The organism is Bradyrhizobium sp. USDA 4341, from assembly GCF_054063755.1.
The window spans coordinates 7,656,728-7,682,562 of the sequence record NZ_JBSSGO010000002.1 but is presented as its reverse complement, the minus strand read 5'-3'; the positions used below and the strand labels follow the sequence as shown (position 1 = coordinate 7,682,562).

Annotated in this window: 15 protein-coding genes and 5 pseudogenes; 5 read left to right on the top strand and 15 right to left on the bottom strand. The window is 58.3% G+C overall.

Annotated elements, in window-relative coordinates; genetic code table 11:
* Positions 1-21: 21 nt before the first annotated feature.
* Positions 22-1,064 (bottom strand): annotated as a pseudogene (locus ACVIGB_RS42265) (IS630 family transposase); the annotation flags it as partial.
* Between the two features lie 861 nt (positions 1,065-1,925).
* Between ACVIGB_RS42265 and ACVIGB_RS42260 the strand changes: the two are divergent.
* Complete coding sequence (locus ACVIGB_RS42260; protein ID WP_456724882.1) at positions 1,926-3,374, top strand: aldehyde dehydrogenase family protein; 1,449 nt, start codon at positions 1,926-1,928, stop codon at positions 3,372-3,374.
* An 871-nt stretch (positions 3,375-4,245) separates the two neighbouring features.
* Here ACVIGB_RS42260 and ACVIGB_RS42255 read toward each other — a convergent pair.
* A complete protein-coding gene (locus tag ACVIGB_RS42255; protein ID WP_456724883.1) occupies positions 4,246-5,151 on the bottom strand; it encodes an NAD(P)-dependent oxidoreductase in 906 nt (301 codons plus the stop codon).
* Positions 5,152-5,289: 138 nt separating this feature from the next.
* Positions 5,290-7,020, bottom strand: a complete 1,731-nt coding sequence (locus tag ACVIGB_RS42250) for a dihydroxy-acid dehydratase (protein ID WP_456724884.1) — start codon at positions 7,018-7,020, stop codon at positions 5,290-5,292.
* Between the two features lie 131 nt (positions 7,021-7,151).
* Here ACVIGB_RS42250 and ACVIGB_RS42245 point away from each other — a divergent pair, with 131 nt between their 5' ends.
* Both ACVIGB_RS42245 and ACVIGB_RS42240 read left to right on the top strand, forming a co-directional pair.
* Entirely contained in the window at positions 7,152-8,048 is an 897-nt protein-coding gene (locus tag ACVIGB_RS42245; protein ID WP_456724885.1) for a LysR family transcriptional regulator, read from the top strand.
* A gap of 464 nt (positions 8,049-8,512) precedes the next feature.
* Positions 8,513-8,746, top strand: coding sequence for a hypothetical protein (locus ACVIGB_RS42240; RefSeq protein ID WP_456724886.1), 234 nt, complete (start codon positions 8,513-8,515; stop codon positions 8,744-8,746).
* A gap of 129 nt (positions 8,747-8,875) precedes the next feature.
* Here ACVIGB_RS42240 and ACVIGB_RS42235 read toward each other — a convergent pair.
* The 4 genes and pseudogenes from ACVIGB_RS42235 to ACVIGB_RS42220 all read right to left on the bottom strand — a co-directional run.
* Positions 8,876-9,187 (bottom strand): annotated as a pseudogene (locus tag ACVIGB_RS42235) (transposase); the annotation flags it as partial.
* 354 nt (positions 9,188-9,541) lie between these two features.
* Positions 9,542-9,673 carry a hypothetical protein gene (locus ACVIGB_RS42230; protein WP_456724887.1) on the bottom strand — a complete coding sequence of 44 codons (132 nt, stop codon included), beginning with the start codon at positions 9,671-9,673 and terminating at the stop codon, positions 9,542-9,544.
* Positions 9,674-9,860: 187 nt separating this feature from the next.
* Positions 9,861-10,100 carry a hypothetical protein gene (locus ACVIGB_RS42225; protein WP_456724888.1) on the bottom strand — a complete coding sequence of 80 codons (240 nt, stop codon included), beginning with the start codon at positions 10,098-10,100 and terminating at the stop codon, positions 9,861-9,863.
* A 1,220-nt stretch (positions 10,101-11,320) separates the two neighbouring features.
* The gene (locus tag ACVIGB_RS42220; RefSeq protein WP_456724889.1) at positions 11,321-12,244 is read right to left on the bottom strand and encodes a dihydrodipicolinate synthase family protein; all 924 of its coding nucleotides are present in this window, start codon (positions 12,242-12,244) and stop codon (positions 11,321-11,323) included.
* A gap of 980 nt (positions 12,245-13,224) precedes the next feature.
* Here ACVIGB_RS42220 and ACVIGB_RS42215 point away from each other — a divergent pair.
* Together ACVIGB_RS42215 and ACVIGB_RS42210 are read left to right on the top strand one after the other, a co-directional pair.
* Positions 13,225-14,187, top strand: a complete 963-nt coding sequence (locus tag ACVIGB_RS42215; protein WP_456724890.1) for a D-2-hydroxyacid dehydrogenase — start codon at positions 13,225-13,227, stop codon at positions 14,185-14,187.
* A gap of 283 nt (positions 14,188-14,470) precedes the next feature.
* Complete coding sequence (locus tag ACVIGB_RS42210) at positions 14,471-15,898, top strand: FAD-binding oxidoreductase (RefSeq protein ID WP_456724891.1); 1,428 nt, start codon at positions 14,471-14,473, stop codon at positions 15,896-15,898.
* A gap of 893 nt (positions 15,899-16,791) precedes the next feature.
* On the opposite strand, the pseudogene ACVIGB_RS42205 reads toward ACVIGB_RS42210, so the two are convergent.
* The 8 genes and pseudogenes from ACVIGB_RS42205 to ACVIGB_RS42170 form a co-directional block, all read right to left on the bottom strand.
* A pseudogene (locus tag ACVIGB_RS42205) lies at positions 16,792-17,119 on the bottom strand (ABC transporter permease subunit); the annotation flags it as partial.
* A 117-nt stretch (positions 17,120-17,236) separates the two neighbouring features.
* Positions 17,237-18,007, bottom strand: a complete 771-nt coding sequence (istB, locus tag ACVIGB_RS42200; RefSeq protein WP_456724892.1) for an IS21-like element helper ATPase IstB — start codon at positions 18,005-18,007, stop codon at positions 17,237-17,239.
* Positions 18,004-19,617: pseudogene (locus ACVIGB_RS42195) on the bottom strand (IS21/IS408/IS1162 family transposase). Before ACVIGB_RS42195 ends, istB begins: the two are co-directional and overlap by 4 nt.
* 623 nt (positions 19,618-20,240) lie before the next feature.
* Positions 20,241-20,693: pseudogene (locus ACVIGB_RS42190) on the bottom strand (IS110 family transposase); the annotation flags it as partial.
* A 729-nt stretch (positions 20,694-21,422) separates the two neighbouring features.
* Positions 21,423-22,202 (bottom strand): class II aldolase/adducin family protein, encoded by a 780-nt coding sequence (locus tag ACVIGB_RS42185; protein ID WP_456724893.1) that lies wholly within the window; start codon positions 22,200-22,202, stop codon positions 21,423-21,425.
* 211 nt (positions 22,203-22,413) lie between these two features.
* Complete coding sequence (locus ACVIGB_RS42180) at positions 22,414-23,397, bottom strand: phytanoyl-CoA dioxygenase family protein (RefSeq protein ID WP_456724894.1); 984 nt, start codon at positions 23,395-23,397, stop codon at positions 22,414-22,416.
* Between the two features lie 353 nt (positions 23,398-23,750).
* Positions 23,751-24,635, bottom strand: coding sequence for a 3-keto-5-aminohexanoate cleavage protein (locus tag ACVIGB_RS42175; RefSeq protein WP_456724895.1), 885 nt, complete (start codon positions 24,633-24,635; stop codon positions 23,751-23,753).
* 171 nt (positions 24,636-24,806) lie between these two features.
* Positions 24,807-25,766 (bottom strand): 3-hydroxyacyl-CoA dehydrogenase NAD-binding domain-containing protein, encoded by a 960-nt coding sequence (locus ACVIGB_RS42170; RefSeq protein WP_456724896.1) that lies wholly within the window; start codon positions 25,764-25,766, stop codon positions 24,807-24,809.
* Positions 25,767-25,835 lie beyond the last annotated feature (69 nt).

Sequence of the window (25,835 nt, the reverse complement as noted above, 5' to 3'; positions counted from 1 at the left end):
GTTTGGCGGAGCGTTGTACCGGCAGAAGCGTTCGATGGATGCCAGGATGTCATCGGCGGACTTGGTCCAGCGGAACGGCTTGGGATCGGCGTTGTGCCGGTCGATGAAGGAAGCGATGTCTGCCCGGAGGGCGGCAACGCTTCGACAGATGCCGCGTCTGATCTTCTTGTCGGTTAGGAGTGCGAAGAAGCGCTCGACCTGGTTGAGCCATGACGAACTGGCCGGGGTCAGGTGCACGTGCCACCGACCGCTTGGCGAGCCATCTTCGGACCAATTGGCGTCTTGTGGCGTGGCGTAATTGTCCATGATCAAATGGACGTCGAGGTCGCGCGGCACGGCAGCCTCGATCTCGTCGAGGAACTTGCGGAACTCGGCAGCACGGTGGCGTCCATAGCACTTGCCGATCACCCGTCCACTGGCAATGTCGAGGGCGGCGAACAGCGATGTGGTGCCGTGCCTGGTGTAGTCATGGCTTCTTCGGGCCGGCTGGCCAGCACGCATCGGCAGCATCGGCTGACTGCGATCCAGTGCCTGTATTTGGGATTTCTCATCCACACATAGAAGGATGGCGTGCTCCGGCGGTAAGACGTAAAGGCCCACGACGTCGCGCACTTTGGCCACGAAGTTTGGATCGGTCGAGAGCTTGAACGTCTCCAGCCGGTGCGGCTGGAGCCCGAAGGCCCGCGAGATGCGTTGCACCGTCGACACCGACAGGCCGCTGGCCTTCGCCATGCCGCGGGAACTCCAATGGGTGACGTTCTCGGGGCAACTTTCCAACGTCCTCACGATCAGGGCTTCGATGCGGACATCGTCAACCGTACGTGGCGCCCCGGAGCGGGCCTCGTCATGCAGCCCGTCCACGCGCCGCTCCACAAAGCGCCGCCGCCGCTTGTTGACCGGCCCAAGCCCGGCTTGGCCGCCACTTCCTTGTTTTGACCGCCTTCCGCGCAGGTCAGCACGATCCGGGCCCTCAGCTGCGCCGTCTTCCGCCCCGTCGTCAGCGACTTCAGTTCGGCGCGCTCTTCATCACTCAATGTCAGGGAGGCAAGTTGCCGGACCGCCATCAGCTCCTCCTTCACTGCTGCTGCCTCCAGGCTTGGCACAGCGACGCGAACCTACTGCGAATCTACGACTGCGAACTTGTGACTCGGGACACTAACGATGCGGCGTCACGTAATACTGCCGCTATGGGGAGGTAAGCCGTAAGCCGTGCAGCTCACAAGGACGGCTGGTGGTTTGTGGCTTCTGTAGTGTAGTAGGGCACTGCTTGTTCCTTGAATGCCATCGCCCGAAACATGATCAGCGGAACCCACACTGCACCACCGCGGATCCAGGGAAGCCGCCTTCGACGCCTCTTTTCCGGCGGAAACGTGAAGGAATTTGCTGCAATTCTGCGCGTAGCGGATGTTAGCATGAATTAACAAGCCAATCGGAGCCATTTGATCAACGAAGATTGCCAGCGTTTCAGGTCGCACGCACAAGATAGTCAAGAGGGGAATACCGCTCAGCGGCGGCCTCCCTTTTTACTGCCGCTCGCAAAGTTCGAACAGGTCATTGATGAGAAATGTGCGGTGAGCAAGCAACTCGAAATTGGGCCTATGTCACCGAGGTTCGCAATCTGTTGGTGGTACGTCCGGCGTCGACCTTGTGACGCTCTACCCGCTCGAAACCATGGTCTGCGGCTGGGCGTGCCGCAGATCGCACAAGAACGCGCCGGGGAAGTGGATCGGCTCTTCGCGCTCTGCTTCGCTTCAAAGGCAGCTGCACCATCAGCAGCAATGTCCCAAGCAGACCGTGGCCCGACTGCGCATACCCAAGGGCCATTGACCCGATGTTGCCAATGAGATGGGCTCGCGTTGGCGCCGGGTGGGCTCTTCCAATCAGATCATGACCAAGACGAATTTGGCCTTCGTGGAGAAAAAGAGATGACTGCGATTCTGAAGAATTTCATCGGCGGCGAGTGGGTGGACGGCACCGTCCTCGCAAAGAACATCAACCCATCCAATACCAAGGACGTCGTAGGCGAATACGTTAGGGCTGACAAAGGGCAGACCGAGAAGGCGATCGCGGCCGCGAAGGCTGCCTTTCCTGCTTGGGCGCGATCCACGCCGCAGGAGCGCTATGACGCACTGATCAAAATCTCAGTGGAACTTCTTTCGCGTAAGGAAGAGCTCGGCCATCTGCTCGCCCGCGAGGAAGGCAAGACGCTGCCGGAAGGCATTGGCGAGGTCGGGCGTGCCGGGCAAATCTTCGCCTTCTACGCCGGCGAGGCGTTGCGGCTGACCGGCGAAAAAGGGGCCTCTCTTCGTGCCGGCCTAGATGTCGAAGTCACCCGTGAGCCGATGGGTGTGGTCGGACTGATCACGCCTTGGAATTACCCGATCGGGATCCCAGCCTGGAAAATCGCGCCCGCGCTCTGCTACGGGAATACCGTAGTGTTCAAGCCGGCCGAGCTCGTGCCGGCTTTGGCGCATGCACTTTCGGAGATCATCGCGCGATCCGGAATTCCCGTCGGCGTATTCAACCTCGTCATCGGCTCCGGCTCGGTCGTCGGCCAGACACTGCTCCAGCACCCGGACGTGGCTGCGATTTCCTTCACGGGTTCGGTCTCGACCGGCCGCAAGATCGCGCAAGCCTGCGTGCAGTCGACACCAATGAAGAAATTTCAGCTCGAGATGGGCGGAAAGAACCCTCTGGTGGTGCTCGATGACGCGGATCTCAATGTCGCGGTGGAATGCGCGGTCAACGGCGCCTATTTCTCGACCGGCCAGCGCTGTACCGCCTCCTCGCGCGTGATCGTCACGGCAGGTATTCACGATCGCTTCGTTGAAGCAGTGACCGAACGTATGAAGGCTCTCTGTGTTGGAGACGCGCTTAAAGCGGGCGTGCACATTGGGCCCGTCGTCGATCAGAGCCAGCTCGATCAGGATCTACGGTATCTCAAAATTGGCAAAGACGAGGGTGCAAAACTCCATTGGGGCGGCGAAGTCCTAAACCGCGACACGCCGGGCTTCTATCTTCAGCCGGCGCTGTTCACGGAGGCCAACAACAACATGCGTATCGCCCGCGAAGAGATTTTCGGCCCGGTCGCGTGTGTTATCCGCGCGAAGGATTATGACGAGGCCCTTGCGATCGCGAATGATACTGAGTTTGGACTCTCGTCAGGCATCTGTACCACCAGCCTGAAATATGCTTCGCATTATAAACATAACAGCGATGCCGGGATGGTGATGGTCAACTTGGCGACTGCGGGGGCCGACTATCACGTGCCGTTCGGCGGCCGCAAAGGTTCGAGCTACGGCGCCCGCGAGCAGGGTTCTTACGCTCGGGAGTTCTACACCATCGTGAAGACCAGCTACGTAAATCCCGTTTGAGCGCAGGAATTAAGAGCTGATCGCAGCGATCAAGTTCCGGCAGGCGGTAATGTTGGGGTGTTAATAGTGATATCTGAGGTACCCATCTCGTCTTGCCACGGATTTAGACGTGCCCCGCCTGGTGCTGCAGAGGTACAAGGCGGGCCCCTCCACCGCGTGAGACAGCCGCTCAGAATGAAGTCTAGTCCGGTGCTCGGAGGAGCAAATCGTCCCGAGCTTGCGCGAGCACGAAGCAGGGCGCGCAGACCCAGATGTGTTCCGCAAGCACGATCACCTGTCCATACTCTTAGAAAGCCACGGCGAGCCCTGACAGCCCGATGCCATAATTGAGTGAAGACGCTCGGGGGATGATGAGTACGCGAACGAAGGGTTGAAGAAGTTGCTGGCGCGGCAATGCTCAACGATGCAGTGCGATCCGTCGTTCGTTCGCAGAAGTTTCCTGCTATCGTTACAGATCATCCTCTGAAGATTCGACATCAATCACAAGAAGCTCACCGGAGGAACGGATTCAAGTGCGTCGGAACATCCGAGCATCGGCCGACCGAAAGGCAGCCGTGATGTGCCATCCCAACACGTCGGCGCAAGGCTATCGAAGCCTGAAGCGGCATTCCTGCAGGGACTTCAACGTGATGTCGCGTCTCCAGGGTCCCGATCCTGGTTCGAAAAAGACCTCGTGTCCCAAAGAGCTAAAAGGGGTGACTTAGCCTATGTCCGCCTTACGTAACTAAGAAGGTATGCGATCCATCCGTTCGTACGCTTTGCACACGAAAGAACCGCCGAACGCAAGATTTGTATCGAAGCGGCCGCGCCGGAAAGCTTCCCCGCGCAGTGCGAGCTGCGCAGTTCGCGCTTAATTTGGCATCATGTGAGCTTAACCTTTCGCAAACTGGACTTTAAGTAGGCCCTCAAAGGGCAGCACCATGGCGCCCTTGTCCTTGTTACCGTGTCCCTGCCGCAGGGCGGTTTGGTATGTCGCTGTGGCCGCTGCGGTTACGGGTAGTGGGAAATTGCCCTCAGCCGCCAGCGCTGCGACATTGACAAGATCCTTGTAGGCCTTCGCCATCGGATAACCCTCGTCGAACAGACGCTTCAGGATACGGGGCACGAAGTATTGTGAGGCGTAACTGCGACTGGTGCCGGTGGTTACGACTTCTGCGAGCTTTTCAGGATCCAGCCCCATAGTCACGCCCATGGGCAGCACCTCGGCAAGCGCGGCGATATTGATGTCGTAGATCACGTTGTTGATGGTCTTGGTCAACTGACCCGAGCCGGTCGCGCCCATGTGCAATACGTTTGTTCCCATGCGCGCGAGCAGCGGCCGCACAGCACTGAACGTTGCTGGGTCGCCACCACACATAATGGTGAGCGTGCCGGCCGCCGCCCCGGCCGGCGCGCCGGATACAGGAGCATCGATGAATCTCTTCCCTTCAGCTGCCAACCTTCCGCTTATCTCGAGTGTCTTACCATGTGCAATCGTGCTGTGGTCGACTACGACTGCGCCGGTGGCCAGGCCCGCCGCAACGCCCTCGTCGCCGAAGAGGACCTTCTCCACCACGTAGCCGTCCGGCAAACAAAGGAACAGTACTTCCGCGCCAGCAATCTTCTTGCGGTCAAGGGTGGCCAATAGGCCAGATTCAGCGAGACCCTCAAGGCGAGCAGGATCGGCATCAAGCGCCACAATCTTTTGTAGTTCAGACTCGCGCTTGTTTGCGAGGTGGAGAGCCATCGAGCGGCCCATGGCGCCAAGGCCGATGAACGCAATGTGGTTTGCCGTCATAAGATTCCCCGGTTATTTTGCCGCGCAAGAGCTGTCTACTTTCTTGCTCAGCCGAGAGGATGTGGATAGGTACCGTCATTCGGCAGTTCGATACCATTTGAGCGAACTGCCGCTCGCATCACAGCAGCTCCTTCTCCACTATCTTCGTTGACGAGATTCGTCCGCATCGGCGGAAGAAGGACCGCCGATCAGGAAATCGAAGTCGCAACCCTGTGGGGCTTGGGTAACCGCGCGCCGATAGAGTGCCTTGTAGCCGCGCTGTGGCTCTGGCGGCGGCTCGAAGCTGGCGAGACGGCGGGCTATCTCGTCTGCTTCGACCATAAGGTCGATACGCTTTTCGTGAACGGAAAGACGGATGCGATCACCGTTGCGCACCGCCGCGAGTGGGCCGCCGATCGCCGTCTCAGGTGAGACATGCAGCACGATCGAGCCGAAGGCCGTGCCGGACATGCGGGCATCCGAGACCCGAATCATATCCTTGATGCCAGCTTGCGCGAGCTTCTTCGGGATCGGCAAGTAGCCCGCTTCGGGCATCCCGGCTGCGTGCGGACCCGCATTTTGCAGAACGAGGATGTCCCCTTCGCGGACGTCAAGATCAGCGTCGTCAATCCTGCGAGACAGATCTTCTAGCCCGTTGAACACAACGGCCCGCCCTTCCGACTCGAACAATGCGGGCGACGCAGCTGCGCGTTTGAAGATCGCGCCATCGGGCGCCAGGCTACCAGTCAGCGCCACGAGCCCTCCGACAGGCGAAACAGGATCGTCAAAGCGGCGAATGACCTTTCGATCGATCCAATCGAGAGGCGCCTCCAGCCGCTCCGCGAGCGTGCGTCCCTCAACGTCAATCGTGTCCAGATGCAGGAGCGGCTTGAGCTCGCGCAGCAAAGCACCCATGCCGCCGGCAGCATGGAAATCCTCCATATATCCGTCCCCGACCGGCTTCAGGTCGACCAGGACCGGCGTTTCATCCGATATCCGGTTCAGACGCTCATAGGGGATGCGAATACCCAGGCGGCCGGCGATCGCCGTGAGATGCACGATTGCATTGGTCGAGCCGCTCAGCGCCATTAGAACGCGGATAGCATTTTCAACGGATTTTTCGGTGATGACCTGCCTCGGTGTGACTCGGGTTTGGATCAACCGGACGGCCGCCTTGCCCGTCTCTTCCGCGGCAACCAGTCGGTCGGCATGCACGGCAGGAATTGCGGCTGTGCCTGGCAGTGACATACCGAGCGTCTCTGCAATACATGCCATCGTAGACGCCGTGCCCATCACAGCGCAGGTACCAGCAGTTACCGAAAGTCGGCCCTCCACGGCCTCGATCTCTTCACTGTCGACTGTGCCGGCACGGTATTTTCCCCAGAAGCCGCGGCAATCCGTACACGCGCCGAGCCTCTGTCCCTTGTGACGTCCAGTTGACATCGGTCCGGTGACGAGTTGGATGGTCGGCAGTCCAGCCGACGCCGCTCCCATCAATTGAGCAGGAACCGTTTTGTCACAGCCTCCGATCAGAACGACAGCATCCATTGGCTGGGCGCCGATCATCTCTTCGGTGTCCATCGCCATCAGATTGCGGTAAATCATGCTAGTCGGGTTGAGAAATACCTCGCCGAGTGAGACGGTCGGGAATGGCCGCGGCAGTGCCCCGGTGGCCAGTACTCCGCGCGACACCGCCTCGACCAAATCTGGCATGAGCCGATGACAATTGCTGAAGCCAGACGGTGTCATCGCAATCCCAACGATCGGTCTGCTCAGCAGCTCGGGTGAGATTCCCATTGATCGCGCAAACGAACGTCTTAGAAAGCGTGCGAAGTCCCTATCGCCGTAATTGGTAAGGCCGCGGTCGAGGCCATGAGGTTCGTCGGTCATCTTGTGCATCTCAAAATGTTTCGGAGTCACCGCTACTGGTTGCGGTGCGGGCTTCACGAAAAGCTATGCGCTGCCTTGACCGGCTAAAAAAGCTGTTTTTCATCTCTTTAGGTGACGTATAATGCGCGGTCATGGATACCAGCTTCCTTCAAAGTTTCGTGGTCGTCGTAGAAGCCGGCTCTATTGCCGAAGCAGCGCGCCGACTGGACTTGTCTCCAACTACTCTGGCGCAACAGGTTCGCGCGCTGGAGCACAATATTGGCTCGAAGCTGCTCACGCGCGCAGGCCGTACTGTCAAGCCGACAGTCGCGGGCACCCGCATCCTGGACCGGACACGCCGGCTGCTACGAGACGTTCGCGATTTGCGGTCGGCCGCATCCGACACAGGCTTGCCTGCTGGGCCGCTACTCCTGGGCGCGACACCCACGGCCTTGATGGGGTTACTTCCACCGCTCCTGCGAGGCTGGATGCGGGCGCATCCGGATGTTTCGGTTTACATTCATCCCGGCACCTCAGCTGCATTGTTAGAACGGGTGACGTCAGGGGAGTTAGACGCTGCTATCCTCGTGCACCCGGCCTTTGAGTTGCCCAAGACCTGCGGATGGTGCTTGCTGCGCGAGGAACCGCTGATCCTCCTGACGCCCGCCGATCTGGCCGTGCAGACCCCTCTTGCGACAGCGGCGCACGAGGCTTTCATACGCTATGACCGCAGTGTGGTCGGGGGAAAAATGGCCGAGCAATACCTGCGTCGACACCGTGTGAGTCCAAAAGTGCAATTCGAATTGGACGGCATCGAGCAGATCGCGAAACTGGTGGCGGAAGGATTCGGTGTTTCCGTGTTACCGGACTGGCCCATAATTGGATCGCACGACCCGAAGCTCCGCCGCTGGCGACTCCCGTCGCCGTGTCCTGCGCGGCGAGTCGGAATGACGTGGCTACATTCCTCAGTTCGCTCTCAATTGGCGGAGGAATTCGTAAGAATCGCCTCTGGTGAGGGATCTAAACTCCGCAATAAGAATCTCAGGTAGGTTGTCGAGCACGCCGCCCAAACGCTCGCCGCTGTCGAATATACGGCGTGTCAACCCACCCTTTTATTGCGACTTATTATGGAGATGCACTCTTAACTCGTTAGCCGAATGAACCGAATAGTCACAAAGCTGTGCCAGCGGGACACCGTCAGTTCAACGGACCGGAGCGGGAAAGGAGAAAGCAGGATTTAGCCCCCGCCCGCTGCTGGTCCAAACATGTACAGTCGACCGAGTGCAAAACAACGTGTATAATACCGTGTTCGTTTAATCATTCGTTTCGCTTCGTGCGCCCGTCACCGCCGTGTCCGTGGCGCGGGTGATTATCGCGAATCCGTTGCAGGTGAAGGCGACCGCCCAGGCTCACGTAAAGCCCGACAAGATCGAGGCCAACACGCTCGCCAGTCTGCAGGCGACGGGTATCTGCCGCAGATCTGGACGCGGAGACCGAGGGGCGGCGCTGGCTGGTGGCACGGCGCCACCAGGTCGTGCGGCATCGCACGCGGCTCAAGAACGAGGTGCATTCGATCCTGCACGCACACCTGATCCTGAAGTGCCCGCATGCCGATCTTTTCAACGCCCGCGGCCGGGCGTGGTTGGCCGCTCAGCAGTTGCCGGACGATGAACGCGCAGCGGTGATCGGCACGTCCGTGAGCTTGACCGGTTGGCGGAAGACCTGGCCCTGCTCGACCGCGAGATAGCGCACGACGCAATGGACGATCCCGCGGTTAATAGAACAAAAGAATGAACGTGCAGCGATTCCGCAATCGTCGTCTCGGTCAAATAATCGCTTGTTTATCTCAGCCGTCGTGCGCAAGTGATCGCACGCAATGCACGGCAGGGAAGTCGTAGAAGGCCAGCAGCGCGTCGCTGGCGAGGCACTGAACCGCCCGGCCGTACTTGGCGCGGTATTTCTCGACGAAGACGTCGATCACCACTTCGGCGGCCGACCGGTTCGGCGCCCAATAGACCACGCGCAGGTCCTTCTTCATGTTGGCCTGCACCGACAGTGGACCTTTGTCCAGAACCTTAACGGTCTTGTGCATCCGGCAGCGCTGGTGCCGCGTGCCGGGAGAGACATCGTCAAGCGTCTTCCAGAAGCCCAACGCGCCGTCGCCCACGGCAATTTCCGGACGCAGCGACCTAGACCGGTCCGCTGCCGGTCGCAATCGTTCGGGCCGGGTCTGCGACGTTCGGCGCGTCCTTGCCCAGCAGAGCCGTCAGCGCCTCCTGGAAATACTTCTCCAGATCAATTGAGCAAGGTCCAAGGAAGTTCAAGCGACGGATCAAGACGCAGCGCTGCCGTCGGCGGACGCGCTGTCGAGGATCAGGCGCACGATCGGCTCACGCGATCTCGACCGCCCGGAAGGCCCCCGATCAGCGTCCACTTCCGACCGCCGTGGCGGTGGCCCGCAACGCCCGCTTACGCTTTAAGCCAGTCACCTGGCTTCGCCGATAGCGCGGCCGGGCCCGCGCGGCATGGAACTCGTCGTGGATCAGATCTTGATGAACCCGCGCGCCCGGGCGCGCAGCTCGCTCTCGAGCCGATTAAACCAGTTGTCGAAAAGATCAACAGCCGTCTCGGCTGCAGGCTGCGAAGAATAGGGCTTCGTGCGAGTGCTCGTCATGGCGCGGTCTCTAGTCCGAGCCGCTAACGCCGGATGATTCGAGGCTGATCACCCGGAGACTACGCCGCCCCTCATTCCCAACCAACTCTGCGACGGCACCCATAGGCAGCTGGCGGTCCTAATCATCCTGCGGCGACAAAACACAATTATTGGAGCTTGCCGCTCCGCCGCTTGTGCCCGGCGACATTCAGTACCCAGACCTTGCCCACGGTGCGATTGGATCAAGGGGCGTCCGATACAGTTCGATGTTCTCGATGCTGATGACGCGGACCGCGCAGCCCTTGGCTTTGAGATCGGGATGCACAACAGAAAGCTCGATCGCTAACTGATCCGCTCGATCGGCGGCGAGTTCGAGATTTTCGAGTATGAGCCCACCCTGATGCTTGCACTCATCATCAATCACGAGGTCGAAAGAGTAGTACGGCATTCGACTACTCCATCTCATCAGAACTGCAATATTGACACCAATAACCGTGCCCAGAATTCGGATGCGAATGAGCCATTCAACTAGGGAGATACTGTAGGAACAGCAGCGATCTATCGGTAAGATCCGACCTAAGAAAGAACGCCGTTAAAGGGTGGAATTTCCCTAAAATGCCTCCTTCAGCCGCTAAAAAAGTCTGCGTTGTTCTCGACAAGATACAAAGAGTTCTGCACGGGCCATCTGCGCGCGCAAAAAGGAGTTGATCTGATGTCTTAATCGACGCAAGCCGAGTACGTCGGCCTCCTCAATTCGCGCCCCCCATTTTCTAATGAGGGCGATGTCGATCCTCGCTCCGAAGGCTGAGGGAAGTCGCATCCGCCCATACGAAATCTCTTTCATCCGACTAGATTGGAAAGGAGTGGCACGATTGGTCGACGAGCGAGTTGATGAAATTGCGGCGCTCCCAATAATATAACCGCTACCTGGACTGGGCGGCCGTTGGCCAGATTACGATCAGGCCGGTTCGTGAGGTACATCCCAGCCAACGAATGTGTGTCTGTGGGATGGCGTTTGAAGCGACCGGGCAGGCACTACCGTCGCTGCGCTATAATGGTGGGAGCACCAATCGGAGCGTTTTGCCAGCCGGCGCACGGCGCTGCGAAAGGCGCCTCCGCTCCGGGGAAGTAGCGTCGCTTTGTCAATCGTCGATTTCGGGGACCACCGTCTCTCTCCTGCCATGATCTAGACAAAGGACGAGCAAGCGATTCTTCGAGGAGATAGTCATTAGCCACCGACACCCGAGATCTGCACCGCTACTTCCGCGAAGGGCAATGACCAGGGCTGCACCTGCTCCGCGATTGCCTACCGACGGGAGCGTCGTGTACCGGAATTGTTGATTCGGCGTAGCTGGATATCACCCAGAGGTGGAGTGAATTCACCCGTACTTTCGCAGCCAGGACCACGATCGTCTCTGGAGGGTCCAAGTCGAATAGTTCCTGAACGCAATCTTCTGATCATGATTTGACGCCCGATCCGGGTCTGGGTTGACTGTCGAAGAATGGCAAACGCGAAGTAGCCCGCGACGACCTTGACGCTGCTTGGCCATGAGCAGAGACGTCCTCCGGAGCGGTTCTGATCGAGACGGGCAGAGCCGGGTATGGCGCCGATTGACCGAGAGCGCCGCCTCTTCTCGGTGTGGAGGTCGCACGAGCCATCCAGCTAATCTAGTCAGTCTGCAAACCTGGCATGTCGAATCTCACAGCTTCCAGATCCCGAAGGAGCCTTGCGCTCTGAGCTTCCGTCATCTCGATCAGCGGCGGCCGTACCTTCGACCATGCCACATCGTCGCTCCAATGGGCTATCGCCTGCTTAAGCGCTGGGATCATGGGGAAGTTCTGAAAAACTGTCCGCACCGCGTTCAACTTCACTTGTTGAGCATCGGCGTCATCTTGCTTCCAAGTTGCATAGAGACTTTGGATCGGACCGGGATTGACATTGGCCGTGGCACTTATACAGCCTGCGCCGCCGGCCCGCATATTGGCGAGCAAGAACGCCTCACTTCCGGTGAACACATTGAAATTTTCAGAAGCAAAGGCGTCGAGCACGGTCTTTGTGTTGTTCCAGTCACCAGATGAGTCCTTTATTCCTGCGATGATCTTCGGATACTTCTTCAGCAGCCGCTCGATCAAGGCGACGCTTATCGAAATCTGTGATACGGACGGGATATGATAGAGGTAGATCCTCAATCTCGCATCTCCAACCCGGTCAATAACTTCCGCAAAATATCTGTACAATCCCTCGTCGGAAAGCTGCTTGTAATAGAACGGTGGCAGCATCAAAACTCCCGCGCAACCGAGTTCTAAAGCATGGCGGGAAAGCTGCACTGTCTCGGTCACTGAACAGCAGCCAGTGCCAGGCATCATCCGCGCTGGATCAACTCCGGAATCGACCAACGCAGCCAAGAGTGCGACGCGCTCTTCAACGCTGAGAGAATTGGCTTCCGAGTTGGTGCCAAACACAGCAAGCCCAACACCGTTGGCCTCAAGCCAGCGGCAATGCCGTACAAACCGACGAACGTCTGGCCGCAATTTGCAATCAAATGGGGTTACGACTGGTGACAAGACACCGTTAATTGGTTCGATGCTCATTTTTTGACTTCCCCGTCGATCTTTCCGCCTAAGCGCCCAGCTAGTTCGTCGCGCTCAGGCCAAATCCCGGCACCACAAACGTGGCCCTACTTTCTTCTCTTTCGCGGCACCGTTCTAATTCGTCCATCTCTTCGTTTTCCTGCAAAATCGAGCAAAAGCCAGCAACTTCCGGCAGCACTCAAGCTGTTTTTGCATCGATGCTTCAACGAACATCGCCTATCTTGGGCGATGCAAGGTTCAGCGCAGCATGCGAAGGCGGGTGGCAGCGGAAGCAGTCGGAAACGAGGAATCTGGTGCAAGCGAGATTTGTCCCGGCCGAAGCGCCCGTTCGAGTAATTGCTACCGTGCACTCAGACATGCAGCCGTCGTCGTTCCCTCGCGCGGCGCCGACTTCGGCGCGGCGTTCCTACAAGGTCAAAGAAACAACGCAAAAATTCACCGATCAATCGCTTTGAACGCTGTTTTAATTCGGGTTAACTCCAATAATCATGCTTGCCCGATCATCCGGCTTCCAAACGGCACTAGCCGCGGCCGAGTTGAAAGCGGGCGCATTGAAGAGCAATAACCTGCGTTGCACGTGGCAAATTGCCATGAACACTGCGCTGACCAGCTTGTCAAAGCATTGGCGCGCTCTAATCGAGGGCCTGCGGTATGTGATGACTTGTGTGAATAGCGAAACAATCGCGACCGACTTCGCCTTCGTGGAGGGGTTTGGTCTCGTTCAAGCACAGGATGTCTTCATATGCTCCGGGGTAAAGAGGCGCGGGCGCCGGTCGGTCAGTAACGAGTCTACCGATAAGGCGAGGCACCGCGGGCTTCCGTAGACGGTGGGATCTGGGGACGTTGCAGCCTTTTTCCCACTTGTGCATCCATTCGGGTAGAGCGCGCAGAATGGCTGGATTGCATGAACCTGCCGTGCACGTTGATCAGAAATAGCGGAAATGGCAACCATTTCGCACAGTTACTCGTCGGAGGCTAATATGGCCGGTCAGGACCCAGTGTTTACCATAGTTCTGAACCACTTCGCGGCTGAAACATTTGCTCGCTTGATTGTAGAGCGATTTCCGCAGGTTCGAGCGATTGTGGCGCCAGGCCCCGATCAACTGGCTCGGTATATAGATGATGCGGACGCGCTGGTCGCATCTCGCTTTCCGGTTGAACTGTTCGAACGGGCGAAAAAACTTCGCTGGTTCCAATGCACTGGCGCGGGGGTCGAATCCATGGTCCCGATCCGCCACAAAGCGAAACGCATCACGGTTACGAACGCTCGCGGCATTCATGGCGAACTCATCGCGGATTTTGTGATGGCCGGCCTGACGATGCTGCATTGGAATTTCCGCAGGTTCTTGCGCGAACAGGATGAGCGGAGATGGAATCCGCGTTTCGTGTCGCCGTTGTCAGAGAAGACGCTCGGCGTCGTCGGGCTGGGCTCGATCGGCGCGACCGTTGCCCGCCGCGCAAAGAGCACGGGAATGACAGTGATTGGTTCGAAGCGGGATACTGACATCCCGGTTAACGGTGTCGATGAGCTGTTTGCTTCTGGCGCTCTTAACGAGTTATTGCCGTTATGTGATTTCGTTGTCCTCGCCTTACCCTCGACCGCCGAAACGGTGGGACTCATCGGAGCAAGCGAGATCGCGCGTATGCGCCGAAACGCCTTTCTGATCAATATCGCCCGCGGCAATATCGTGGTTGAGGCCGAACTGATCAAGGCCCTGCAGGCGGGCGCAATCGCCGGTGCTATGCTCGACGTGTTCGAGCAGGAGCCGTTGCCACCAAATAGTCCACTCTGGGATATGCCAAATGTGATTGCAACGCCTCATGTCGCGGGAAACCCAACAAACTATCCAGAGCGGGTGTTCTCGATTCTTGGTGACAATATTGAACGCTTTTTGAAGGGCCAGGCGTTGAAGAATGTCGTGGAGATGGGACGGGGCTATTGAGGACAAATGTTCAGACCGCTCGAGTCCCCAGCGTTCAGACTCGGGGAGGCTGCCTTCGATGCTTTAACAAGCCAATTGCGGATATGTGCAACTGCGATGATTGCGCAGATTATTATGGCAGTTGCGCTGCTCGGTCATGTGACGCCTAGGCTACGCTCGTGAACCGTCAGGTGCGAGATATCGTGCAGGCGCAGAAATTCGGCTGCTGTTTCCAGGAGATATTTTTTCCAATGGGGACAACAATTCTTACGGCAAAACAACGAGCGAAGCGAAAGATCAGAAAATGAGCTTAGGACAATCTGCCGTTCCACCTTTCTCACCAGAGTTGATCGAGCGGTTCCGTAGGATCGTCGGCACAAAGTACGCTGTGACTGATACCGTCGACATCGAGCCTTATCTTGTCGAAGAGCGCAATCTGTACCGCGGTCAATCGTCTTTGATCCTCCGTCCTGGTTCGACATCTGAAGTATCGGCAATCTGCCGTCTCGCAACAGAGCATAGGGTCGCGCTGGTGCCGCAGGGTGGAAATACTGGCCTCGTTGGTGGTCAGATTCCGCTCAACGGTGAGGTCGTTGTGTCACTCAGGCGCATGGACAGAATTCGCGAAGTCGACGACGCCTCAAACACGATGACCTGCGAAGCCGGCGTAGTGTTGCAGGTTGCGCAGGAGAAAGCGGCGGAGGCTAGCCGTTTGTTTCCGCTGTCTCTGGGAGCAGAAGGAAGCTGCACTATTGGCGGAAATATCTCGACCAACGCCGGTGGTACAGCTGCCCTAGCCTACGGTGTCGCACGCGATATGACGCTCGGGCTCGAAGTCGTACTCGCCAACGGACGCGTGCTCAACCTTCTGTCGAAGTTGAAGAAAGACAATACAGGCTACGATCTTCGCAACCTATTTATCGGCGCCGAGGGCACGCTCGGCATCATCACCGCAGCGACGCTGAAACTGTTTCCGAAGCCGCGGACGGTTGAAACTGCGTTCGTCGGCTTGAATTCGCCGACCCAAGCCCTGCGCCTCCTTGCTATCGCGCAAGGTGAGGCGGCCAATACACTGACTAGCTTCGAACTTCTGTCCAGGATCGCAGTCGATTTCTCGGTCAGTTATGGTGTTGACGTGCGTGATCCTCTACCGGACCAACATCCGTGGTACGTTCTGTTGGAACTGTCGTCCCCTGACGATCATGCTCGAGGGAGATTGGAATCGATCTTGGCCGAAGCATTGGAACAGGAAATCATTACTAACGCGGTGATCGCGGCAAATTTGGCTCATCGTGCGGCGTTCTGGAAGTTACGTCATGAAATGTCGCCGGCTCAAAAAATGGGGGGAGGGTCGATCAAGCAGGACTTTTCCGTGCCGATCGCGGCGGTGCCAGCCTTCATTGCGCAAGCAGATGAAGCCGTGGCGAAGCTTATTCCGGGCGCACGGCCCGTATCCTTTGGCCACCTCGGCGACGGAAACATTCACTACAACATCAGTCAGCCGATCGGTGCTAACGCGGCCGAATTTCTCGCTCGCTGGCGTGACGTCAACGCCGTTCTGTTTGAGATCGTAGGGCGAATGGGCGGTTCGATCTCCGCCGAGCACGGAATCGGCCTGATGAAACGCGACGAACTAATCGAGAGAAAGGATCAGACGGCCATCACGTTGATGCGTTCCCTAAAGAGAATGCTCGATCCACTCGGAATTATGAATCCAGGAAAAGTCCTGTGAAAAAGCGCTCGTTCGGCAAGTCTGAGCGGAGCACGTCCTGCGTGCTGCTGCGTGCCTTCTCAGTGGTACGTAGATGCGCCCCACCATTACCTGGGTCCCGTCTGCTCGCAGCGAGCAGACGGGACTTCGGTGAGCTGCTCTCGGTTTGATGGACACCGGGCTAAGCAATTCCCACCTCGCGCTCGAACTGAACCGGGCTGAGGTAGCCGACGGTCGAGTGCCTGCGGGGTCGTGTTGTACAACAATGTTTGAGAACGCCCACAGGACCGTTCTTCGTGAGGTTCTTTATCGGCATCCTTCTCGGTGGGGTACCGACTTTGGGATCATGGAGCGGTCGACAAGGCTGATGATGTCGCTTTTCGCTGCACCTTAAACGGGTCACAAGCAGATCGTTGGCTGGAAGTGCCAGCATCGATGTTCGACCGGACGGCGTGCCCTGACCGCCGAGCTTTTTGACAGCTCATCAGTTTGTCAGTATCGATACGCTTGCGGCGCTTTCTGCGCTTCTCGATCTCGCGTAAGGATCCAACGCCATGAGCAGCTCTGCTTTTAGGCGCATCCAAAGGCTCTCACGGGCCGATCCGGGGAGCGACTCATGCCTCGCCAGACGGCAATGCCTGGAGCGGACATCGACACAATCAACAACCGCGGGCGCAGCAGCAGATGAACCTGTACGGGAGTGGCCGGTCGAGCGGCGCGATCGGTGCGCCCACATGGTCGGAGCTTTCGGCGGAAGCATAGGCGTAACTAGAATCAGTTCCCACGTTTGCGGTGATCAGTCAGACTGGCCACAGCAGGAAGCTCGTGCGACAGGTGGTCCGCGGCGAACGTCACGACGTCTTCCGAACCCAGCAAAGTTCATTGGATCCCCATTTGCCTTGACTGAACGAGCAGTTATGCACGATCTCCGAAAACTGTATAACGCTCGCAAGCGACGTCAACTTGACCATGCCGATGAGTTCATTGCCAAGTGGAGGCACGATCATGCGCATCGCCTGCGGCAGAATGATTCGGCGCAGCGCCTGAAGACGGGGCATACCAATTGCGCTTGCTGCTTCGTACTGCCCTTGCTCGACAGACAACAAGGCTGGCGCGCACAACCTCTGATGTATAGGCCCCCTGATTGATGCCCAACCCCAGAAGCGCAGAAAACGGCGTCATCACGTCCACGGTGCGCACTTCAAAAAAGCCCGGCACGCCGAGGTTGGGGAACATCAGTGCGAAAGGTACGACGATGTTGTCGCGCGAAACGCGCAAATGGCCCCGGACGGTCACTTCAAATTCCCCCGGGGGTGGTCACCTCAAACTCCCCCACCTGTGGAGCAGGACAAGCGGTTATTAGGGAGACTGGGTTTTGCGTGCAAGGGCTTCGGCTGCTTCCTTGAGGCGGTAGCTGCGGCCGTCGAACTCGAGCAGATGGCAATGGTGCATGAGGCGGTCAAGGATTGTCGTGCTCATGGTGTTGGCGCGGAGATAAGCGCCCCAATCCTGCACGACACGATTAGACGTGACGATGACGCTGCGGTGCAATTTGTAGCGTTGATGGATCAGAGTCTGCAGCAAAGCGCCAGCTTCGTCGGGGTTCGTGCGAGCGAGGAACAGGTCGTCAAGCACCAGCAGATCGCAGTCAAAGATGCTCCGTAGTCGAGCTTCGCACTGAGCGGCCGGGCTGAGGGCGTAACGGTTAAAGAAGTCATCGGCCTCGACATACTGGACCTTGTGACCTTGCAGGATGGCCTGGTAGGCGACGGCCTTGGCCACGTGCGATTTTCCAGTACCGGGCTTGCCAATGAACAGAGCGTTTTCACCGACGGCGACAAACTTCAGCGCATGCAGCTGGAAGCAGGCCTGACGCGGCAGTTTGGGATTGAAGGACCAGTCGAACTCCGCGAGCGTGAGCTTCTCTTCAAGCCCGGATTGCTGGTAGCGGCGAGCGATGAGACGTGACTGACGACGATCGAGTTCGTCCTGCAGGAGCAGGCAGAAGGTCTCGAGGAACGGTTGGCTGGCGCCCTGGGCCTGCAGGACACGGGTCTCGAGTGTGTCGCGTATGCCCGATAGCCGCAACTGTCGTAGGCAGCGATCGATGTCTGGCAAGGTCATGGTCATTCCGAATGATCTCCTGTGGAGGTTGAAAGGCTGAGTTGATCGGCAATCAAGATCTCGGTGGGAGCGCTCGCGTCGGCGGAGCTGGCCGGGGTTGCGGAGACGACGCGAGCGCGGTTTGTTGCACGTTGATCATCGCCGTTGTTGATTGGCCGGCCCTCGTTGCTGGCATGGTTCTGGGCGCCGAACGAAAGAGTTTGCCGTATTCGTCCGCGGGACGGATCGTGGATGATCCTGCGTCAGAGGCAGCGTGAGTTGTGGTGCATGATCGACGCGCTCGAGCGCCTGCTCGAATAATCGCTCAACGATGGCGCGCACCTGTTTGTAGCGATGGATGTGATGACGCAGCGCGTGATCGCAGGCCTGCTCGACGAGCCGGGCGGGATACTTCTTCGCAAGTCCGACAATACCCCACATCGCGCGTTGACCGACGCGGCCTTCGGTGTCGAACAGGTGCTGACAGAGCGCCTTCGCTTGCGGTCCGATGTCACCGGCGCTTGCCAGTAGGAAGGCGGTCTGACGAGATGGATTGAACGGGCGCTCGTCGTGCGGCAGTTTGAGCGAACCTGGCCGTGCGGCGCGGGCATGAACGCGCAGCAGCGCCTGGGTGCTGCGGTCGCGGATCTCGATTGTGGCCTCGTAGAGGCGTACCACGACCTGGCTTCCGATCGGCGCGGGGCGCGCGGCATAGTCGCTATGATCCACGCGCACGGTGGTGTCGTCGTAGACGGTGCGCACGAGCTCGGAGAAGTAACGGAAGCCGGTCGCGGGCAATGGCCGCAGATGCGGCTTCTCCTCCTGGAACATGGCCTCGACCTGACGCTTTGTGCTGCCATGGATGCGTTTGGAGGCCCAGTTCGCCTCCCAGTGCTCCAGAAACCTGTTCTGAGCCTCGAGTGACTCGAAGCGCCGCCCGGCGAGCGCGGTGCCTTGGGTGTGCTGGATCGCGTTCTCCACGGTCCCCTTGCGGTTCGGGTCCCGCACCCGCGCCGGGTCGGCGACGACGCCGTAATGCGCGAGCACCGCGCCGTAGAGCCGGTTGAGCTCGGGCTCGTACAGGTCGGGCGTGATGACGCCTTCCTTGAGATTATCGAGCACAACATAGCCGACGACGCCGCCAAAATACGGGTCAGCGCGCCTTCGCCATAATCGACCTGGGCTTCCTCGCCGGGGGCAAACTCGAGACGGTCAAACTGTTGGGGATCGATGTGGCGCAAGGCGCGCACGAAACGCTTGACACTCTCGTAGCTCGCAGTGAAGCCGAACTGGTCAACCAGATCCTGGTAGATCGCCTGCGCATTGCGCTTCAGACGGGCCTGCTGTTCGATCCATTCCCGATGCGGTTCACAGGTTGAGCGGGCGAAATCAAACGTCTTGGCGACCACCGTCGCTCCGATACCCGGCGGTCGCGGAGGTGGGGGAGTTTGGCCATCGGCGGCCTCCGAGCCGGCGGTGGCCCCGGGGGAATTTGCCTCCGCCGCTCGCCGGGACGCGAATATCGCCTGGTAGCGCCGGATCGTCTTGCGGTCGATCCCCGTCAGCCGCTGGATCTCTCGTTGGCTCGTCTGGCGCTCAAGTAACGTAAATACGGTGCTTTGCAGATGCGGCTTCAAGACGTTTAACTCCCCGTCCCCTCTTCCCTAAAAGGGGACGAAAATAAACGTCCTGCTACGCGCTTGGCGGCCGATCAGCCGCCCAGCCAGGCGGAATCAGGTGGGGGAGTTTGAGGTGACCACACCTGGGGGATTTTGACCGACCGTCGGGGTGGCAGCTGGATTTGACCAACTCCAAAAATCTGATGGTGAGCGACTCTTATTGGGCCTCCAACTTCGAGGCGCCGTTTCAAAGAGTGGAGACTGAGCTGAAACGCTGAAACTGCCGGAGCTCGACGCCCCCCTCTTCTTCTCCTTGCTAGACTAGGTGCGGAACGCTCAGGGTGTACGAGAGCTATGTACACTCGCAACCGATCGCCAACTTGCTGTACCTGGCCCGACTGATCACCCCATTGGTCCTTGTAATCTTCGCTCGCTGTAAGCGGGCCTGGCCTCTGAGGCGGTCACGTGGCGTGTCGAACATCAGAAGATGAGGTGCCTCGAAAACAACAGTCGATCAGCGAGCTGAGAGCGATGAGCGGTGGTCCAGAAATAGCTGCCATCCGCGGACAACGTCCGGGGCCATCCTTGGACAATAGGCGTAGAATAGAACTGCGATCTTGCGGGCGGTCGCTGTCACCGCCTGCGGCGGCATATTCGACCAACCGCTCCCGCTGGCGCAGGTATGCGCGCAGGGTTGCAATCTCGGCATCAGGTCGGAAGCTGCCGCGGAATAGGCCATAGGAATGAAGCTCGCGCAACCACGCGGCATCACTGACATCGGTCTTGCGTCCGGGCACGTTCTTGGCGTACCGCGCATTGACCAAAATCACATCAAACCCGCGCTGCTCCAGAATCTCATAGACGGGGATCCGATAGACCCCGGTAGATTCCATCGCGACACTCGTCACGCCGCAGGCTTCGAACCAATCCGCCAGATCATGCAGGTCTTGCGTAAATGTGCCGAAAGAGCGCACAGGCACGTCGGTGGAAGCGGGGTTAACCGCAGCGATGTGCATCCTTGATCCGATGTCGATGGCTGCCCCGACGTTGACCGGCTTCAGTTCCGGTCGGTTGCCGGTCGTCCTCTTGGGCATGGCAGTCCTCCAATCAATGATGAGCAGGAGGGTCCGGGCTATGCCAATCGTCATCTTCCCAATCGGGATCGCCGCCCGGGCGACGTTACCACTCTCAAGTTCGCATGTACCCTTGGACCACGTTTTTTAACAGAGATTGAGCCTCCAATAATCAAACGGCCGCTACCCTCCCAGCCGAAGAGGATAGCACAAGGCTGTTTCTAAGCCGCACAGGCGCGCCACGGTGCTGAATAGTTTTTTAGAATGTCGCGCTCCATGCGCAGCCGCTCGGCCTCTCGCTGCAACGCGAGATCTCTGCCGCGTGGTCCGCCCGACGGCAGCGTCGCCTGCGTTGTGGAGGGCCGCGTCGCCGCCGTCGGCTCCGGCCGGGCGCCTCGCTGCTCCACTCACCGCCGCAGCACGGAGCCGCGCAGCCCAAGCTCCTTGCCCACCGATCCGACCGAGCGCCCGCTCGATGCTCGAGATCGACCGCCCGCCGCTTGCAGTCATCCGTAAACGACCGACGTTGACGTCCTTCCATCCGACACCTCCTGGCTCTTCGAGCCTACTACAGGTGTCCATCAATTCGGAGGAGGTTCAAACCAAGGACAGAATCGGATCCCAAATGCAAGGTACGGCTGAGGCAATGATGCTCAGCTTAGACGCTTGGCTTCAAGTTCCTTAGCTTCCGTGCCGCCGGACCCTTCCCCCCTGCAAAGGACGGGGGTCGCATCGGGATCGATGCAGCCCTCAGCTCCGATATTCCTTGCCCTCCTTGCGCTCAAGCATCCGTTTCAAGGCATCGAAGTGGAGCTCGCAAGGTTTGCGGTTGTAGTACGTGTTGTCCTCGGCGTATTGGGACATCATATACTTGACCACCTTTGGATTTACAGGCCGCAGCTCTTGCTGCGTCCACATCGCATAGATCTGCACTTGGCAGGCGCGCTCGAGATAGTAGAGCCGATCATAGGCCTGAGCGACCGACTCGCCGGTGACGAGAACGCCGTGATTGGCCATGAGAAGCACGGACTTGTCCCCGAGGATATCGGCAAGGCGCTCTCCTTCCTCAAGATTGTAAGCGAGACCACCGTACTCCTCATCATAGGCGATCTCGTTGATGAAGCCGATCTCGGTCTGGCCAATCGCCTGGATGTGCGGATCCTTGAGCCGGGTGAGCGCGCTGGCATAAGGCATGTGGGTATGGAAGACGGCGACGGCCTTGGGGTTGCGGCGATGAATGGGCGCGTGGATGCACAACGCGCTGCGCTCAATTTCGCCGTTGCCGCTCAGAATCCTGCCGTCATAGCTTACTTCCATGAAAGAACTGGCAGTGACTTCCGACCAATGCAAACCAAAAGGAATCGAGAGGAAACAGTCAGCCTTGCCCGGCACCACCATGGTCAAGTGGTTGAAAATGCCTTCACTGAAATTCTGGATATCGGCCAAGCGATGAGCGGCCGCGAGGTCAACCCTTACCTGCCACTCGGCAGACTTATGAGCGGCTTTATCGTTGTTGTGAACTAGGTTCATCTCCGAATCTCCATCGCAAAGTTGGCGAGGCACCGCTCGCTTACCCGAGTTTGAATAGTTACTTGGTACTTGCGAAGTCTGGGCTCGCGCGTCTTGACCGGCCGACTTGTCGAGGCAAGCACGAACGACTCACATCTTGTGCAACGTGTGATGTAGCGATCTGAGTGCATGCACTGTCTTGTTGAAGATATCCTCTCCTTGGTGGACATCGTCAGGATTTGATGCGCAACTCCGGGATCCATGCCTCCCGTGCCCGCAGCCGTTTGCGGGATGAAAGATTATCAGCTTTGCCATAGCTGAACCACGTCGTGTACCCAAGCAGATCGAGCAGTCTGTCCGAAGCGTCTGCGAAGACGGCAGGATCTAGTCCGAGGAAATAATTCTCTAAGGGGCGAAACTGCGGACCGCAATAGAAAGACAACATTCCAATCCGGGGTTCGTCAGTGAGGTTCTGACCCGTTCCATGCCAAAGCCTGCCATCGAAGAACATCACCGAACCAGCCTTGCCCGTTGCGGCAATCGTTGGCACCTTGTGAGGCACGGAGCCGTCCGGAGTGCCAGGCAGGCGATGGGAGCCAGGCACGATTCTTGTGCCTCCATTTTCTTCCGTAAAATCGGTCAACATCCAGATCGTATTACAACAAGCAGGCGGGGTGTTTGTACCGCTCGGCGCGCTGTCCGGCTCGGCTGGGTTGCGCTTACGGTCACCGACCTTGATGTAAGAATCCCCTTCTCGGTATCCAATCGGACACCACCAAGCGTCGCGATGCAAACCTTCGAGTGCTCCGCCCCTCACCGCAATATTCACGTCACAGGCGCTCAGGAGGAAATCGTGTCCCAAGGCATGTTCGACCAGCTCGAGAATGACCGGGTTGGTAACAAGATCGCGAAAAACCCTGCCCTTGTTGATAAGGAAACCGACCCGCTGGTTTACACCGCCCTTGATCTCCGAGATATCCTCGCGCAGCAGGGCTTGCTGATCTTGCGTCGACCGTTCTTGATGGCCCACGCCTGCATCGAGTCGCGCCCATCCTAGCGCACGTTCGGCTATGGCTTGTTCGGTAACGCGCTGGCGAACTTCGGCGACCTCGCTTGCCGACAAAATGCCGGGAAGGATGCAATAGCCATTTTGCGCGTAGTCGGCCTTTGCTTTTTCCAGATCGATCGTTGATTTCGCCACCTGTTGCTGGGCCATTTGTTTCGCTCCCTAGAGATTATTTTAAACCGTTCATCGAGGGATTTTACTTCAATCATATCAAACGCAGGAGATCCGATTTGGAGCGATTTGCTCAAGCTCTGCAATAATTATACGAAATTGTTGCGGCAGGAGAATAAATTATGCTAAAATCTTCGATCCGGCGCATCGATTGCTCTAGAGGCCCTGACTTGGCCACGCGGTGAGGCAGAGGCGATGCGATCGTAGAGCTCACGCGCGGCAAGCAAGCTAGCGAGCGTGCCGCGCGTGCTCTTGGAAAGGCCGTCCTTTGATGCCTGGGCGTTTGAACCGTCAGTCCACATAATGGAATTTCATGCTGGACTAGAGTGCCATCATCCCCGCTTTCTTACACCAAGAATTGCCCTAGCCTCGGCGGGTGTGGCAACGCTGGCGCCCATGCGCTCGATGATGCCGACCGCATTTTCGACGAGCGCGGCGTTGGATGCCAGCACGCCACGCCGAAGATAGATATTGTCTTCAAGACCTACCCGCACGTGCCCCCCCATTGTTACCAATTGTCCGATCATTCGCATCTCGTCGGCTCCGCAACCAAACCCTCCCCAGACGGCTTCCGTTGGTAGAATCTCACGCATTGCCTGGAGCGCGAGCGGGACAGCGGGGGCGCCATAACCGGTGCTGAGGCAGAATTGGAATAGGGGCGGCCCGTCAATAAGCTCTTCAAATATGAGCCGCTTGGCATTTTCGATATGACCTAGATCAAAACATTCTAGCTCCGGCTTGACACCCGCTTCGCGCATCAGTGTTGCGAGCTCTCGCAGGTCCGACATCCGCGCAACAAAAATCCGCTCTCCGAACGCCATCGTTCCGCAATCCAAGCTACTTAGCTCAGGCTGAAGTTTGACGGCATGTAGACAGCGCGCTAGGGAATCTTTGAGTGTGCTCGACTTACCAATTTCTATCGGCTGCACGGAGTCCAGGACGATCTCGCCATCCATTCCGCTTGTCAGGTTGATGACGACGTCGGTAGATGAATCCCGAAGCTTCTTTACGACCTGCTCATAGAGCTCGAACCGATTTGACGGCGCTCCAGTCTCCGGATCGCGGACATGGATGTGAACGACCGCAGCTCCGGCTTTCGCTGCATCCAGAGCTGCGTCCGCAATTTGTGCCGGCGTCCTGGGAATGTTGGGATGCTTTGCGAGAACCGCAGCACTTCCTCCAGTTACTGCGCACGTAATGATGACTTTCTGTGACATTAAGGACTCCTGTGTTGATAACTGGGACCTAGGCATAGTCAGTTTTGACGAGTGGCATTCGACCGCTATGTGATCACAGCGACAGAGAACGTCGGCGATCCAGAGTGTTTCTTCCCGCGCGGCAGGGCTGCCACCCCGGCGGCCTGGACAACTTCATCGCCGGCGATCCCTTCAGATACCGTGGTTCGACAGTTCCGCTCGGCGCTGCGCAAGCAGTATCTCGATCACAATACGGTCTCGCGCCGCCGCAAGTTCTGTTCTGCTGCGGTCGGCCTCCATCGCGCGGCACCCTTCTTCCATCACCCGGATAAAATCAGACGTAAACTCTGGGGGTTTCACGTGGGAAAGAAGCGGCTCACTTCCGAGATGGAAACGCTCGAAATAGGCGCGGATGCCGGCTGGATTACCCAGATTGCGTACCATGCACGGGCCGATTGCGGTCCAGCGCGGGGCAAGACCGTGCACAATTGCGGCATCGATTTGCTGAGGGGTGGCATGCCCCTCGGCCACCAAGTGCATAGCCTCTCTCTCGAGCGCCGCTTGCAGATGATTGGCGATGAAGCCCGGGATTTCGTGATCCATTCGAATCACGACTTTTCCGATTGCTCGATAGAACGTCTCTGCAGCGGTGAGCGCTTCCTTGCTGGTGTGCGGTGCGCCAGCAACCTCAACGAGGGGAATGAGATAAGGAGGGTTGAACGGGTGTCCGATGACGACGCGTGGCGACGGCGAGCCTTCGATCTGGAGATCGGCGACGGTAAATCCAGATGAGGACGTGGCGATGACTACATCGGCAGCGGCCAGGGGCTCGATCTCGGCATAGAGTTCTTGCTTCAGCTCCAGCCGCTCTGGAGCACTCTCTTGTACGAAATCAACCGCTGTTACCGCCTCAGCAGCTGTCTTCGCCCAGATCAAGTTGCCACGATCCTCGGCGCGTGCGCCAAGGCGCTCCTGGGTCAGCCATGCCGTCTTCAGAAGTTCATCGAGACGGTCTTTGGCGTCTGCCGCTGGATCCCATACCGCAACCTCGAGCCCGTTTGCCAGAAAGTGCGCGACGAACCCGCCGCCAATGATTCCCGTTCCAAGGCAAGCGACTCGGCGGATCCGATCCGGCCCACGAAAAGTACTCATCGTTTGGCCTCATCGTGGTTGAACTTGCCGATCTGATCAATCTCCATTGGTTGGTCCTTTTCTTGCATT

Bases quoted from the DNA above. Each gene is read 5' to 3' on its own strand.
- ACVIGB_RS42260 (WP_456724882.1), top strand. From the start codon at position 1,926: ATGACTGCGATTCTGAAGAATTTCATCGGCGGCGAGTGGGTGGACGGC.
- ACVIGB_RS42255 (WP_456724883.1), bottom strand. From the start codon at position 5,151: ATGACGGCAAACCACATTGCGTTCATCGGCCTTGGCGCCATGGGCCGC.
- ACVIGB_RS42250 (WP_456724884.1), bottom strand. From the start codon at position 7,020: ATGACCGACGAACCTCATGGCCTCGACCGCGGCCTTACCAATTACGGC.
- ACVIGB_RS42245 (WP_456724885.1), top strand. From the start codon at position 7,152: ATGGATACCAGCTTCCTTCAAAGTTTCGTGGTCGTCGTAGAAGCCGGC.
- ACVIGB_RS42230 (WP_456724887.1), bottom strand. From the start codon at position 9,673: ATGACGAGCACTCGCACGAAGCCCTATTCTTCGCAGCCTGCAGCCGAG.
- ACVIGB_RS42225 (WP_456724888.1), bottom strand. From the start codon at position 10,100: ATGCCGTACTACTCTTTCGACCTCGTGATTGATGATGAGTGCAAGCAT.
- ACVIGB_RS42220 (WP_456724889.1), bottom strand. From the start codon at position 12,244: ATGAGCATCGAACCAATTAACGGTGTCTTGTCACCAGTCGTAACCCCA.
- ACVIGB_RS42215 (WP_456724890.1), top strand. From the start codon at position 13,225: ATGGCCGGTCAGGACCCAGTGTTTACCATAGTTCTGAACCACTTCGCG.
- ACVIGB_RS42210 (WP_456724891.1), top strand. From the start codon at position 14,471: ATGAGCTTAGGACAATCTGCCGTTCCACCTTTCTCACCAGAGTTGATC.
- istB (WP_456724892.1), bottom strand. From the start codon at position 18,007: ATGACCATGACCTTGCCAGACATCGATCGCTGCCTACGACAGTTGCGG.
- ACVIGB_RS42185 (WP_456724893.1), bottom strand. From the start codon at position 22,202: ATGAACCTAGTTCACAACAACGATAAAGCCGCTCATAAGTCTGCCGAG.
- ACVIGB_RS42180 (WP_456724894.1), bottom strand. From the start codon at position 23,397: ATGGCCCAGCAACAGGTGGCGAAATCAACGATCGATCTGGAAAAAGCA.
- ACVIGB_RS42175 (WP_456724895.1), bottom strand. From the start codon at position 24,635: ATGTCACAGAAAGTCATCATTACGTGCGCAGTAACTGGAGGAAGTGCT.
- ACVIGB_RS42170 (WP_456724896.1), bottom strand. From the start codon at position 25,766: ATGAGTACTTTTCGTGGGCCGGATCGGATCCGCCGAGTCGCTTGCCTT.